Source organism: Vibrio sp. OPT24, assembly GCF_015163545.1.
Lineage (GTDB): Bacteria > Pseudomonadota > Gammaproteobacteria > Enterobacterales > Vibrionaceae > Vibrio > Vibrio cyclitrophicus.
This window is the reverse complement of the sequence record NZ_JADDYI010000048.1, coordinates 155,931-169,438: the sequence shown is the minus strand read 5'-3', so window position 1 is coordinate 169,438 and position 13,508 is coordinate 155,931. Positions and strand designations below refer to the sequence as shown.

The window sequence follows — 13,508 nt, the reverse complement described above, 5'->3', positions numbered from 1 at the left end:
ATCACGTAGATAGGCATTTTTATCTTTATCTTTATCTTTATCTAGACAAGCTATTCAGTTTAAACCTGTGTACGGCCTAAAGAGATCACAACGCGTCGGTTTTTATCTTTACCAATTGGCGAGTTGTTGTCAGCAATCGGGCGACGCTTACCATATCCTTGAACTTGAATACGGTCTTCTGGCAAACCGAGTGACTTAAAGTACTCTCTTAGTGATTCAGCTCTTCGTTCTGAAAGGTTTTGGCTGATGCCTTTACTGTCAGCAGAATCGGTATACGTGGCCACTAGCACAAGATCAATATCTTGGTTGTAGCGAACGTAATCAGCAATCTGGCTTAGCCTGTTACGTGACGATTTGTTCAACTGGTCGCTGTTACGATCGTAGTGCAAAATGGTAAAAGAGATATCTTCAAAGCTATAAGGCAACAAATTGGCAATACAGTCACTAAACACATTGTACTTTTCTTGAAATAGCACTGACGATAAAGATACCTCAATCCGCTGATCTCGGCTCTGCCATTCTTGATAACTGAATGTCGGGTAGCGACCTTTCTCCAACTCGCTCAATATCCCCCAAGCTGTTTGACCACCTACATAGCCGTCAAATTGTTGGAAGAACTTGATGGTTGTCATGCGATCAGCACTCTCGCCCGGACGCCAAGGTGGCGGCATAGAAATCAAGCTAACATTACGTGTTGCTCCCATTGGACGACGCATTTTAAGTTCAAAGTCCAAAATAATTTTTTTGCTTGCACGAGATGAAAACTCAGCATCACCGAAATTGGGAATCGGATGAACTAAACGACATTCGAGTGGTGTATTGGCCACCATCTCCCATTCCGACTGTTGAGGAGATGCTCCGTAACGCTTTTCTTGTGCCAATACCGATGACGACATAAGTAGCGAAAATAACATTGAACCTGTTATGAGTTGTTTCTTCATAAAGTGGAGTATCTCTTAAGCAATTCGTTTAACAATGCAGCCAATTGCCGCATATTTCTATCGAGTTTAAATATGCAAATATCAAGCCGCAATAGAGTGGCTAATTTATTAATTATTGCCGTTCCCTAGTTTTTATCACTGCTATTATCTGCAATAATGTAGCCTTAATCACACTTATTTGGGCTAACATGACTGTAGAAAACGAAGCTCTGACCCTAAAAAACCGCTTTCGTGGCTATTTTCCCGTGGTCATCGACGTGGAAACCGCAGGGTTTAACGCAGAAACAGATGCATTATTAGAGATCTGTGCCATTACATTAAGAATGGATGAGAACGGAGATCTGCAACCTGCATCAACGCTTCATTTTCACATTGAGCCTTTTGAAGGCGCAAATATAGAGCAGGCAGCATTAGACTTTAACGGAATTAAAGACCCATTTAGCCCATTACGTGGTGCTGTGTCGGAGCAAGAAGCCCTTAAAGAAATCTACAAGCTAGTGAGAAAAGAACAAAAAGCTTCAGATTGCAGTCGCGCAATCATGGTCGCTCACAATGCTACATTCGATTTAAACTTCGTAAATGCAGCAAGTGAGCGTTGTAAGCTTAAACGCGTCCCTTTCCATCCATTTGCAACTTTTGATACTGCAGCTCTTAGTGGTCTTGCCTACGGTCAAACCGTTTTGGCTAAAGCTTGCCGCACTGCTGGGATGGAATTTGACAACAAAGAAGCACACTCTGCTTTGTATGATACGCAAAAAACCACAGAGTTATTTTGCGGCATTGTAAACAAATGGAAAGCCCTTGGTGGTTGGCCTCTTGTTGACGAACAACAAAAATAGAATCGGTAAACGTTCGTTCGTATTGCCTTCATAAAAAACACAACATCTCGAGAATAATATGAATCCTGTTGTAATTTCAGTTTGCATCATGCTTGTTTTAGCTTTGATGCGCGTAAATGTAGTTGTTGCTCTCACGTTCAGTGCAATTATCGGTGGCGTAGCCTCTGGTATGGGTCTGAACGATGCTGTAGCTGCTTTCGAAAGTGGATTAGGTGGCGGTGCAACTATCGCACTTAGCTACGCAATGCTTGGTACTTTTGCTGTTGCTATCTCTAGGTCTGGTATCACAGACCTACTAGCTCAAAGCGTAATCAAGCGTATTCACGGCAAAGAGAACAGCGCGGCATCTAATGGTCTTAAGTACGGTATCCTTGCGTCTTTGATCTTAGTGACCATGTCTTCACAAAACGTGATTCCTGTACATATCGCCTTTATCCCAATCTTAATCCCACCTCTATTAGGCGTATTCGCAAAAATGAACCTAGACCGTCGTCTAGTTGCGTGTGTACTTACTTTTGGTCTAATCACACCTTACATGGTGTTACCGATTGGTTTTGGCGGTATCTTCTTAAACAACATCCTACTAAAAAACCTTCATGACAACGGTCTTGAAAGCGTAGTAGCAAGCCAAGTACCAATGGCAATGTTGTTACCAGCAGCCGGCATGATCTTCGGCCTTCTAACGGCGGTATTCTTTACTTACCGTAAACCTCGCCAATACAAAGAAACGTCTCACACTGTTGTTTCAACAGAAGTAAAAGAGATCAACAAGAAGCACATCCTAGTAGCGGCAGCTGGTATCGTTGCTGCATTAACCGTTCAACTGTCGACGGGCTCTATGATCATCGGTGCTCTGGCTGGTTTCATGGTATTCACCTTCGGTGGCGTAATTGCTTGGAAAGAGACACACGATGTCTTCACTAAGGGTGTTCACATGATGGCAATGATCGGCTTTATCATGATTGCAGCAGCAGGTTTTGCAGCAGTGATGAAACAGACTGGTGGTGTTGAATCTCTAGTTGAAGCACTTTCAACAAGTATCGGTGACAACAAGCCTCTAGCAGCTCTGCTTATGCTGGTAGTCGGCTTATTAGTAACAATGGGTATTGGCTCTTCGTTCTCGACGATTCCAATCCTTGCAACTATCTACGTTCCTCTAGCGGCGGCATTTGGTTTCTCACCAATGGCCACTATCGCGCTAGTGGGTACAGCGGCAGCGCTAGGTGATGCTGGTTCTCCGGCTTCTGACTCAACATTAGGTCCAACATCTGGTCTAAATGCTGATGGTCAACACGAACACGTATGGGAAACCGTCGTACCAACATTCTTGCACTACAACATCCCACTGATCGTATTCGGTTGGATTGCAGCTATGGTTCTGTAATTAGGTTCTGTAGTAAAGAACCTAAGCTATTATTACAAAGACCGCCTCGTGCGGTCTTTTTTGTATCTGGGATATATCTTGCTCTTTTATTCTCTCTTACCCTTTACCACCTCAATAAACTCATTGCGCCAGATAAAAGAAAAGGCTTACTGTTGTAAGTAAGCCTTCAAAGTAGTGTGAACTAATTGAGAGTTAGAGCTCTCATTGAACTAAGCAGTAGGAGCGCTATTCACAAGTACTTCACGAATAGATTTAAGCGTCGTCTCCGACGAATGGTAATCCAACGCAACCTCAGTGAAGATACCGTTAACTTCAAGCATTAACGTTGGGTAAGAATGTACGCCTATCGCTTCTTTAAAGCCTAACTGGTCATCCAATTCACTTTCCAATAGTTTGCTAGAAAGATCATTTTCAAACTGTTGTACGTTCATACCCAACTCTTCAGCGAGTTGCAGATGAGTATCTTGGCTGTGTGGCAACATCGCACGCAAATAGTAAGCATGTTGAATCGCTTCAAGCATGGCTTCATAGTGGTCTTGAAAACCAGCAGCTATCACAGCGCGGCACGCTGGATAGGTGCTTCGCACAGGTTTGCACTCAGTCCAAAATTCGTGGTTAAACTCAGTACCCAGCTTAGCTTCGATCTGCTTCCAGATAGCCTGAAGCTTGCCTTTCATCTCCTCAGACATTGGCTCATCAGAATCAGGAGCTAAACCTCCAACTACGTAATTAAACTCAATGCTCGCAGGCAATTGTTGTTTCAATAACTCAAGTGTTGGCTTGTATCCCCAACACCAGCTGCACATTGGGTCATGTACATAATGAAGTTTCACGTCCATTGTTCATTCCTTATTGAGTCAATGACTCAATCAATTAAAACAAAAAAGGAGCCTAATTAAGGCCCCTCATTTTATCTATTCAAGCAAAAAAGCGAGAACTTACTCAGCGTCATCGCCAGCAACTTTAGCCGCTGCTTCTTTAACGATTGGCTGAAGTTCACCTTTTTGGAACATCTCAAGAATGATGTCACAACCACCGATTAGCTCACCTTCAACCCAAAGTTGTGGGAAAGTTGGCCATTGTGCGTAAGCTGGAAGCTCTGCACGGATATCAGGGTTTTGTAGAATGTCTACATATGCAAATTTTTCGCCACACGCCATTAGAGCTTGAGATGCTTGAGAAGAAAAACCACAGCTTGGCAGCTTAGGAGAACCTTTCATGTAAAGTAGAATGGTGTTTTCTTCAATTTGCTGTTTGATTTTATCGATAGTTTCCATTGCTTCCTCGTTAATGGATTACGGCTTTCATTGCCTTTATTCTACCCCAAACCAAAAGAATAAAAACCATATAAAAAAAATGGTTAACAAGTTAAGCTAACAATTCACACAAAAGTGATGAATTAAGCTTTTAATAAAGTAAAAACTTGCTAAACTATATCGCAAGTCAGCAAATTGACCATGGTTGTCAGTATAGCCAGCCATGAATAATAATATCACTGGAAGCAATCGAAAGAGTTAACTCTTTCATATCAATGGAGAATTGAGCAATGGCATTTGAACTACCGGCTCTTCCTTACGCGAAAGACGCGCTAGAACCACATATCTCAGCAGAAACGCTAGATTTCCACCACGGTAAGCACCACAACACTTACGTTGTTAAACTAAATGGTCTTATCCCAGGTACTGAGTTTGAAGGCAAAACACTAGAAGAAATCATTAAGACTTCTACTGGTGGTGTTTTCAATAACGCTGCTCAAATCTGGAACCACACGTTCTACTGGCACTGTCTTGCTCCTAAAGCAGGCGGCGAACCAACTGGCGCTGTTGCAGAAGCTATCAACACCGCATTCGGTTCTTTCGAAGAATTCAAAGCAAAATTCACTGATTCAGCAATCAACAACTTCGGTTCTTCTTGGACTTGGTTAGTAAAAAAAGCTGACGGTTCTCTAGACATCGTTAACACTTCTAACGCTGCAACTCCTCTAACAGAAGAAGGTGTTACTCCACTTCTAACTGTTGACCTATGGGAACACGCTTACTACATCGATTTCCGCAATGTTCGCCCAGACTACATGGCTGCATTCTGGAACCTAGTAAACTGGTCTTTCGTAGAAGAGAACCTAGCTAAGTAATTTTTACTTATGCTGCGCTATTAATAGCGAGTGACTTATTAAAAGCTCATGCCTCGGCGTGAGCTTTTTTGTATCCGTCGTATTTTCAGCTTGAACATGGAAGGTGAAATGAGTTAACAGAGCTTGTTTTATCACTGACTCCTTCAGTTACCCCTAATCGAAACTAAGCTCTTATCTGCTCTACATAGATTATGTATTTGTCTGTAATTAAACACTAAAGTTTGCCGACTCCGTGCCGTTAAAGGTGTATCAAATGAGAGGCAACATGCAAATACACACTTTAGACAAAGCAGGAATCATAAACGAACTAAAGTTCGGCATCGGGATCAGCCAAGCGGTTGAACAAGGTCGCCGTGCAGATTTCGCGTTGCTGCTATCCATGTTCTCTAATGATGTCCGCGATTGTACTCCTATAAATACTATCGAGGTAACCGAGACTAGCGAAGATCGCCTGCGCAAACAATTTGGTGTCGCTGAACCTCAACAATTGCGTTCTGATCAATCCTCATACGAAATTTCTGCACAACAGTCGAATTACTTTCATCAAGCAAGCCTTGCTAGTGCAAAACTAAGTCATTACTTAAAACCAGAAGCACTGGCTTTTATGCCTGAAGATACTGGCGATTTTCCCGAAGACGTCTACCAAAACCTTTCAGGTCACGACCGACGGAAACTTGCAAATAAGCACTTACCTGAATTACCTAATGCGACTCTTTACAACGATCTCTCTACCGCTCAACGTCAGTATCAAATTCAGGCCCAAGTATAGTCACAACAAACCTTACCTCACTGCCTGCTCATCAGCTCCTAAATTGTATCCCTTAAGCAATTGATGTGAGTGATATGAACCACTAGTCTTAGGCACACTCAAAATACAAATTGTGGGTTACGTCTTGAAGTTACTACAAAATGTGAGCTGCCACTAAGTTCATACAAACTTATCAATTGGTACGTCTTAGTTTGAACCAATTCACACCCGTTGTATGAAATTTAACCCATCCTTAAACGACATAGATTATTTTCTTAGGTGTTTGGATGGAAATAAAAAGCTCAATCATATTGGTGACATCAGCAGGCTCGCGCTTGGGAGGAACGATTGCGAACCACTTTGTTAACCTTGGAGCCACCGTTATCCTTTGTGATAAAGATCCTACAGCACTGCAAGAAACCTATACCCAATGCTCTCGACTCTCTGATTCGGTCTACCGCTATACGCTCGAAAGTAATCATAACCAAGCCATACTAGCGGTCTTCGATTTTGTCCAGCACACCTTCAATACGACACCTGATGTGTTAGTTAACAACTGGATCAGCGTTCCAATGCCAAGTTTGATTGGCGACCAACCCGTCAGTAGTTATATTGATGATTTGTCTTCGAAAGCCTCTACCCTTTTTGCATTTGGCCAGATAAGTGCTGAGCGATTACGAGAAGAAGATAAAGAAGGCGTGATCGTCAATGTGATCTCTCATGATGATTTCAGTGATGTATCAGGTTTAGAAAGTGCTAACTCAATGATTACCGGCTTTACCCATAGTTGGGCTAAGGAACTCACCCCATTCGGGATACGAGTTGGTGGGGTCGTTCCTGCCGTTCACAATGCAGACGGAAAACTCAACCGATGTCATTGGGCTCAACTACAAGATGAACTGACCAGAACAACCGAGTACATCATTTCTAATGACTACTTCAGCGGACGTGTCGTCGCTGCCGAAGTGTAGATCCTTTTTATTTTCTTACTTTTTATATTGTTAGTTTTAACCTAACCGACCACATAAAAAAGCCCCAGTCTCTCGACTGGGGCTTTGTTCTTTTCCCGATTAGATAAGGTTCGTGCTAGCGAAAACTTATCTCAAAACTAATGCTTACTTATTATGCGTTAGCTTTTTCTTTTTTAGCTTTTGGCGCTTTCGCGTCAGCTGGCTTTTGATCTGCTTTCTTAAGGATAACTGTAGTACCTTCGAAAGTTTCGCCTTCAACGTATGGTTGGCCGAAGTAAGAAGTTGTTAGAACTTCTTTTAGCTCAGTGATTAGAGGGTAACGTGGGTTAGCACCTGTACACTGGTCATCGAACGCTTCAACAGCTAGCTCGTCTAGTTTAGCGATGAAGTCAGACTCGTTAACACCCGCAGCTTGGATAGATAGTGGGATGTCTAGGTCAACTTTAAGCTCTTCTAACCAAGTCAGTAGACGTTCAATCTTCTGAGCAGTACGGTCACCAGCTTGGCTTAGGCCTAGGTGGTCAGCAACTTCAGCGTAACGACGACGTGCTTGTGGACGATCGTACTGAGAGAATGCAGTCTGCTTAGTTGGGTTATCGTTCGCGTTGTAACGTACAACGTTAGAGATAAGCAGTGCGTTAGCAAGACCGTGTGGTAGGTGGAACTCAGCACCAATTTTGTGAGCCATTGAGTGACACACACCTAGGAATGCGTTCGCAAATGCTACACCAGCGATAGTTGCTGCGTTGTGTACTTTCTCACGAGCGATTGGGTCAGCTGCACCATTTTTGTAGCTTGATGGTAGGTATTCTTTAAGCATCTTAAGAGCTTGAAGAGCTTGGCCGTCTGAGTATTCGTTCGCAAGAACAGATACGTAAGCTTCAAGAGCGTGAGTTACTGCATCGTAACCACCGAATGCTGTTAGAGACTTAGGCATGTTCATTACTAGGTTAGCATCAACAACAGCCATGTTTGGCGTAATTTCGTAATCAGCTAGTGGGTACTTAGCACCAGTCTTGTCGTCTGTAACAACCGCGAATGGAGTAACCTCTGAACCCGTACCAGAAGTCGTAGTGATACATACAAGCTCAGCTTTTTTACCCATTTTAGGGAACTTGTAGATACGTTTACGGATATCCATAAAGCGCATTGCTAGTTCCGCGAAGTGAGTTTCTGGGTGCTCGTACATAACCCACATGATCTTAGCAGCATCCATTGGAGAACCGCCACCTAGAGCAAGGATTACGTCAGGTTGGAAGCTCTTCATTGCTTCAGCGCCTTTCTCAACAACAGACAGTGTTGGATCCGCTTCTACATCGAAGAATACTTGAACTTCAATACCTTGTGCTTTAAGGATTTGTACTACGTCGTCTGCGTAACCGTTGTTGAATAGGAAACGGTCCGTTACTAGGAATGCGCGTTTCTTACCTTCTAGGTCGCTCATAGCGATTGGAAGGCTGCCACGACGGAAGTAGATAGACTTAGGTAGTTTGTGCCACAACATATTTTCAGCTCGCTTCGCTACAGTTTTCTTGTTGATAAGGTGCTTAGGACCTACGTTCTCAGAGATAGAGTTACCACCCCATGAACCACAACCAAGAGTTAGAGAAGGTGCAACGTTGAAGTTGTACAGGTCACCGATACCACCGTGAGTAGTAGGGATGTTGATTAAGATACGAGCCGTCTTCATCTTGTCACCGAAGTAACGAATGCGGTCTGCGTTAGTATCTTGGTTAGTGTAAAGACCAGATGTGTGACCGATACCACCGATTTCAACCATTGTTACAGCTTGAGCGACAGCATCTTCGAAATCGTCTGCGCGGAATAGACCTAGAGTCGGAGACAGTTTTTCATGAGCGAATTCGTCATCGTAAGAAACTTTACCAAGGCCTTCACCAACAAGTACTTTTGTATCAGCAGGAACTTTAACACCCGCCATTTCAGCGATTGCTGGAGCAGGTTGACCTACGATTTTAGCGTTTAGGTTGCCGTCGATAAGAAGAACTTTACGAACTTTATCTGCGTCAGTTTTAGATAGAACGTGAGCTTTGTGAGAAGCAAAACGCGCTTTAACTTCGTCATATACTTCGCTAACTACGATTGCAGCTTGCTCAGAAGCACATACAACACCGTTATCGAATGTTTTAGACATAAGGATAGATGCTACAGCACGTTTGATGTCAGCTGTTTCATCGATAACTACAGGAACGTTACCAGCACCAACACCGATCGCAGGCTTACCAGAAGAGTATGCTGCTTTAACCATGCCTGGACCACCAGTAGCAAGGATAAGTGCGATACCGTCATGCTTCATCAGCGCGTTAGAAAGCTCTACCGATGGTTGGTCGATCCAACCGATGATGTCTTTTGGAGCACCAGCTGCTACCGCTGCGTCTAAAACCAGTTTAGCTGCATCGTTTGTTGAATTCTTTGCACGTGGGTGTGGCGAGAAGATGATGCCGTTACGTGTCTTAAGAGAGATTAGAGATTTGAAGATTGCTGTTGAAGTTGGGTTCGTTGTTGGAACGATACCACAGATGATACCTACAGGCTCAGCGATAGTCATAGTGCCTAGGCTTTCATCTTCTTCTAAGATGCCACATGTTTTTTCGTCTTTGTATTTGTTGTAGATAAATTCTGAAGCGAAGTGGTTTTTGATAACTTTATCTTCAACAATACCCATTCCAGATTCAGCAACGGCTTGTTGAGCCAAAGGAATACGAGCATGGTTAGCAGCAAGAGAAGCTGCACGGAAGATTGCGTCTACTTTCTCTTGAGAGAATGTTGCGAACTCTTCTTGAGCTGCTTTAACGCGAGCTACTAGAGCATCAAGTTCCGCTAAGTTAGTTACAGGCATGGTGGATCTCCTAAAATAATAAATATTAAAAACTTTTTATTAATTTCACTGCTTGTCTTTAACCCTAATTCACAGCGTTCTTAGTAAATTGCTTTCAGGGCTGAGTATATTATTTCACAGTGTGAAAAAAATTGACCCAGATCAGTTACCCAAAAATAATTAACCAGAAAGTAGTAAGGCAATCGCAAAAACAAACTTAAGAGTCTGATTTATATAGATTAAAGTCACACTTTTCGTTAGCGCAAAAAACAAGCAAACAGACAAAGTTTTTTTACATAGAGTCATAACTTGTAAAAAACTTTCATTTTTAGTCCGTTAAATTACATGTATACAGCTGTATTCGTGCTACTGAGAGTATATCCATAGCGTTGCACGGGCTAGATTCTGACATATTTTTTATTAATTTCGTGCGACAGTTAACATTTACTCAATAAGATATTACAAAATGAAACACCAACGACTAGCTTGCAACAAGGCTAGTACAAAAGTGAGATTCAATTAGTTTTTCTAAGAAAAATCCCCTATTTCGCGTTAGTTTTTTTCATTCGTGAAATTTAGAATTGTCACTTACATTACGCGCTCTGACTATGTACAGATCAAACCCCTCAATCCTAAGAACGCTATCTGGAGATCGCTCTCATGCAAGGTTTAGAACTCGCAATTTTTATGCAATTCTTCCTTGGGCTTGTTGCTGCCGTAAACCCAATCGGCATAATGCCTGTTTTTGTTTCTCTTACTGCTCATATGCCCCCAGAAGAGAGGAATAGGACAGCCTTACAAGCCAACGTTGCTGTTGCCGTTATCTTGATTGTGTCGCTTGTCGCGGGACAATTGCTTTTAGACATGTTCAGCATCTCTCTCGACTCATTTCGAGTTGCAGGCGGCTTGCTATTATTGAGCATCGCATTTTCGATGATGAGCGGTAAGCTCGGTGAAGATAAGCAGAACAAGCAAGAGAAGTCTGAATACATTAGCAAAGAGCAAATTGGGGTCGTTCCTCTAGCGATGCCTTTAATGGCTGGCCCTGGTGCAATCAGTTCGACCATTGTTTATGGTTCTCGCTATCCAGCCGCGATTGATACAGTAGGAATCGGCCTTAGCATTATTGCTTTCGCGACTTGCTCTTGGCTTCTGTTCCGTTCTGCGCCAGTTATCGTTCGCTTTCTTGGTCAAACAGGAATTAATGTTATCACCCGTATCATGGGCTTGATTCTGGGAGCACTCGGCATCGAATTCATTGCAAACGGGTTACGTAACCTATTTCCAGGATTAGCATAACAATATCGGTATAACCCGCCGTTGTGGGGACTCAGCATTGATATTAACGAGGCGAGTAAAGTGGTTAGGCTTTCACTCGCCTCATGATTATGAAGCTTGTATAATCACAGTTAATACATTTAACAAAAGGTGAACTTCACCCTATGTCACGTCAGCCTCTTAAGCATCATTTGTACGTCATTATTTTTGGTACTCATACTCCAGCAGGACGTGCATTTGATATCTCTCTGATCATTGCGATCGTCGTTTCATTGATCGTGCTAATCTTAGAGTCAATCCCGAGCGTGATGACCGAATGGTCACAGCAGTTACGTTACATCGAATACAGCTTCACAGCACTATTCACACTAGAATACTTATTGAGGCTTTATTGCTCCCCAAAACCTAAGTCCTATGCCACCAGCTTCTATGGAGTGGTTGACCTACTCGCCATTCTTCCAACATACCTTGCAATCATCTTCCCAGGTGCTTCGTTCATGGGTGTGGTCAGGCTGTTACGTGTCATGCGCATATTCAGAATTCTTAAGCTGGTTCGTTATTTACAAGACTCCAATATCCTGCTGCGTTCGCTATTAATGGCAAGAAGAAAAATACTTATCTTTTTCAGCACTGTTGGCATCCTCGTCACTATCTTTGGGTCACTAATTTTTGTCATTGAGGGGCCTGAAAATGGCTTCACAAGTATCCCTCAAAGTATCTACTGGGCAATTGTGACAATCACGACGGTGGGTTACGGAGACATCACCCCACAAACCGCGTTTGGCAAAGCTATCGCATCACTGACCATGCTATTGGGTTACTCTATTTTAGCGGTGCCTACAGGGATAATTACCGCAGAACTCAGCAATGAAATGAACTCTCATAAAGAGTTGGTTAAGTGCCCTAACTGTAACCGTGCAGGCCATGATTCGGATGCCATGTATTGCAAGCACTGTGCAAGTGAGTTAGCAGATCCAGACAAACGAGTCGTCGCCAAAGATCCAGACTAAGCATCAGATACAAAAAAAGCGCCTTAAGGCGCTTCTTCTTTAATTATTATCAGAGATGAGGCAGTTACGCTTTCTCAGAAAGAATAATACGTAATGTACGACGTAGTGGTTCTGCAGCACCCCACAGCAGTTGGTCACCAACAGTGAATGCGTTCAGGAAGTCGTTACCCATAGACATCTTACGTAGACGACCTACTGGTACAGACATCGTGCCTGTTACTTTCGCTGGTGTTAGTTCCTGTGCCGTAATATCACGGTCATTAGGAATCACTTTAACCCAATCATTGTGTGTCGCGATTATCTCTTCAATCTCGTCCATTGGAACGTCTTGCTTAAGCTTGATTGTTAGTGCTTGAGCGTGACAACGCATTGCGCCGATTCGCACACAAGTACCGTCAATTGGGATTGGCTGACCATCTAAGCCGAGAATCTTATTCGCTTCAACGCCCGCTTTCCACTCTTCTTTACTTTGACCATTTTCACGTTTCACATCGATCCAAGGAATCAACGAGCCTGCAAGAGGTGCACCAAATTGATCAGTTGGGAATGAAGATGAACGAATGGTGTCTGCCACTTTTTTATCAATATCAAGAATTGAGCTTGAAGGGTTAGCTAACTCAGAGCTAACGCTATCGTTGATAACACCCATTTGCGAAATCAGTTCGCGCATGTTCTTAGCACCAGCGCCGGATGCCGCCTGGTACGTCATGGCACTCATCCACTCAACCATGCCTTTCTCATATAAACCACCCAAAGCCATAAGCATTAAGCTCACGGTACAGTTACCACCAACGAAAGTGTTAGTGCCACCGTGGATGCCTTGTTGGATTTGAGCCAAGTTAACAGGATCAAGAGTGATGATTGAATCAGCGTCCATACGTAAAGTAGAAGCTGCATCAATCCAGTAACCTTTCCAACCTGCTTGACGCAATGCTGGGTATACTTTTGATGTGTAATCGCCACCTTGACAGGTAATCACGGCATCAAGCTGTTTTAGGCTATCAATATCAAAAGCGTCTTGAAGTAGACCCGCATCTTTACCACCTAAAACAGGGGCAGGAATACCAATCTGAGATGTGCTGTAATAAACAGGCTCAATTAGGTCGAAATCTTTCTCTTCAACCATACGTTGCATCAGTACAGAACCAACCATACCGCGCCAACCAACTAGACCTACTCTCATCGCTCACTCTCCATGTATAAATTAAAAATTGCTCTCCCCCATCTATAAGTTTTTCAGAAACAGAACTCAAGTGCTTTTTGTCAAAAAGTGTAACTTTTTCGTTTCTTTTAAGTGAACGCGATGAATCACGCAGTTATCTCTTGTTGTTCATTCCGCCGCTTAGTCACTGATAAAACACCGACTATCA

Annotated in this window: 12 protein-coding genes; 7 read left to right on the top strand and 5 right to left on the bottom strand. The window is 43.0% G+C overall.

What is annotated here, in order from left to right:
• Positions 1-59: 59 nt before the first annotated feature.
• Positions 60-941: a flagellar protein MotY gene (gene motY, locus IQO02_RS10605; protein WP_010437120.1), complete on the bottom strand. Its 882-nt coding sequence runs from the start codon at positions 939-941 to the stop codon at positions 60-62.
• A 188-nt stretch (positions 942-1,129) separates the two neighbouring features.
• On the opposite strand from motY, the gene rnt reads away from it, so the two are divergent.
• Together rnt and IQO02_RS10595 are read left to right on the top strand one after the other, a co-directional pair.
• Complete coding sequence (rnt, locus tag IQO02_RS10600) at positions 1,130-1,780, top strand: ribonuclease T (RefSeq protein WP_010437118.1); 651 nt, start codon at positions 1,130-1,132, stop codon at positions 1,778-1,780.
• Between the two features lie 58 nt (positions 1,781-1,838).
• Entirely contained in the window at positions 1,839-3,164 is a 1,326-nt protein-coding gene (locus IQO02_RS10595; protein ID WP_010437117.1) for a Na+/H+ antiporter family protein, read from the top strand.
• Positions 3,165-3,373: 209 nt separating this feature from the next.
• Here IQO02_RS10595 and IQO02_RS10590 read toward each other — a convergent pair whose 3' ends face one another.
• Positions 3,374-4,003, bottom strand: a complete 630-nt coding sequence (locus IQO02_RS10590) for a DsbA family protein (protein ID WP_010437114.1) — start codon at positions 4,001-4,003, stop codon at positions 3,374-3,376.
• A gap of 99 nt (positions 4,004-4,102) precedes the next feature.
• Complete coding sequence (locus tag IQO02_RS10585) at positions 4,103-4,441, bottom strand: Grx4 family monothiol glutaredoxin (RefSeq protein ID WP_009848715.1); 339 nt, start codon at positions 4,439-4,441, stop codon at positions 4,103-4,105.
• A 269-nt stretch (positions 4,442-4,710) separates the two neighbouring features.
• Between IQO02_RS10585 and sodB the strand changes: the two genes are divergently transcribed.
• The 3 genes from sodB (at position 4,711) to IQO02_RS10570 (ending at position 7,014) form a co-directional block, all read left to right on the top strand.
• Positions 4,711-5,295 (top strand): superoxide dismutase [Fe], encoded by a 585-nt coding sequence (gene sodB, locus IQO02_RS10580; RefSeq protein ID WP_016792783.1) that lies wholly within the window; start codon positions 4,711-4,713, stop codon positions 5,293-5,295.
• A 265-nt stretch (positions 5,296-5,560) separates the two neighbouring features.
• A complete protein-coding gene (locus IQO02_RS10575; RefSeq protein WP_261382782.1) occupies positions 5,561-6,064 on the top strand; it encodes a VC2046/SO_2500 family protein in 504 nt (167 codons plus the stop codon).
• 266 nt (positions 6,065-6,330) lie between these two features.
• Positions 6,331-7,014, top strand: a complete 684-nt coding sequence (locus IQO02_RS10570) for an SDR family oxidoreductase (RefSeq protein ID WP_016769061.1) — start codon at positions 6,331-6,333, stop codon at positions 7,012-7,014.
• Between the two features lie 151 nt (positions 7,015-7,165).
• On the opposite strand, the gene adhE is transcribed toward IQO02_RS10570, so the two are convergent.
• Entirely contained in the window at positions 7,166-9,871 is a 2,706-nt protein-coding gene (gene adhE / locus IQO02_RS10565; RefSeq protein WP_016769062.1) for a bifunctional acetaldehyde-CoA/alcohol dehydrogenase, read from the bottom strand.
• Between the two features lie 639 nt (positions 9,872-10,510).
• Between adhE and IQO02_RS10560 the strand changes: the two genes are divergently transcribed.
• Positions 10,511-11,149, top strand: a complete 639-nt coding sequence (locus IQO02_RS10560; RefSeq protein ID WP_010437104.1) for a YchE family NAAT transporter — start codon at positions 10,511-10,513, stop codon at positions 11,147-11,149.
• Between the two features lie 143 nt (positions 11,150-11,292).
• Positions 11,293-12,138 (top strand): ion transporter, encoded by an 846-nt coding sequence (locus tag IQO02_RS10555; protein ID WP_010437102.1) that lies wholly within the window; start codon positions 11,293-11,295, stop codon positions 12,136-12,138.
• Positions 12,139-12,202: 64 nt separating this feature from the next.
• Here IQO02_RS10555 and asd read toward each other — a convergent pair whose 3' ends face one another.
• A complete protein-coding gene (gene asd / locus IQO02_RS10550) occupies positions 12,203-13,321 on the bottom strand; it encodes an aspartate-semialdehyde dehydrogenase (RefSeq protein ID WP_016792781.1) in 1,119 nt (372 codons plus the stop codon).
• Between the last annotated feature and the right edge of the window lie 187 nt (positions 13,322-13,508).

What these genes read in the sequence shown, in the direction of transcription:
- IQO02_RS10595 (WP_010437117.1), top strand. Translation starts at nt 1,839, where the DNA reads ATGAATCCTGTTGTAATTTCAGTTTGCATCATGCTTGTTTTAGCTTTG.
- IQO02_RS10585 (WP_009848715.1), bottom strand. Translation starts at nt 4,441, where the DNA reads ATGGAAACTATCGATAAAATCAAACAGCAAATTGAAGAAAACACCATT.
- rnt (WP_010437118.1), top strand. Translation starts at nt 1,130, where the DNA reads ATGACTGTAGAAAACGAAGCTCTGACCCTAAAAAACCGCTTTCGTGGC.
- IQO02_RS10560 (WP_010437104.1), top strand. Translation starts at nt 10,511, where the DNA reads ATGCAAGGTTTAGAACTCGCAATTTTTATGCAATTCTTCCTTGGGCTT.
- motY (WP_010437120.1), bottom strand. Translation starts at nt 941, where the DNA reads ATGAAGAAACAACTCATAACAGGTTCAATGTTATTTTCGCTACTTATG.
- asd (WP_016792781.1), bottom strand. Translation starts at nt 13,321, where the DNA reads ATGAGAGTAGGTCTAGTTGGTTGGCGCGGTATGGTTGGTTCTGTACTG.
- IQO02_RS10555 (WP_010437102.1), top strand. Translation starts at nt 11,293, where the DNA reads ATGTCACGTCAGCCTCTTAAGCATCATTTGTACGTCATTATTTTTGGT.
- adhE (WP_016769062.1), bottom strand. Translation starts at nt 9,871, where the DNA reads ATGCCTGTAACTAACTTAGCGGAACTTGATGCTCTAGTAGCTCGCGTT.
- sodB (WP_016792783.1), top strand. Translation starts at nt 4,711, where the DNA reads ATGGCATTTGAACTACCGGCTCTTCCTTACGCGAAAGACGCGCTAGAA.
- IQO02_RS10575 (WP_261382782.1), top strand. Translation starts at nt 5,561, where the DNA reads ATGCAAATACACACTTTAGACAAAGCAGGAATCATAAACGAACTAAAG.
- IQO02_RS10570 (WP_016769061.1), top strand. Translation starts at nt 6,331, where the DNA reads ATGGAAATAAAAAGCTCAATCATATTGGTGACATCAGCAGGCTCGCGC.
- IQO02_RS10590 (WP_010437114.1), bottom strand. Translation starts at nt 4,003, where the DNA reads ATGGACGTGAAACTTCATTATGTACATGACCCAATGTGCAGCTGGTGT.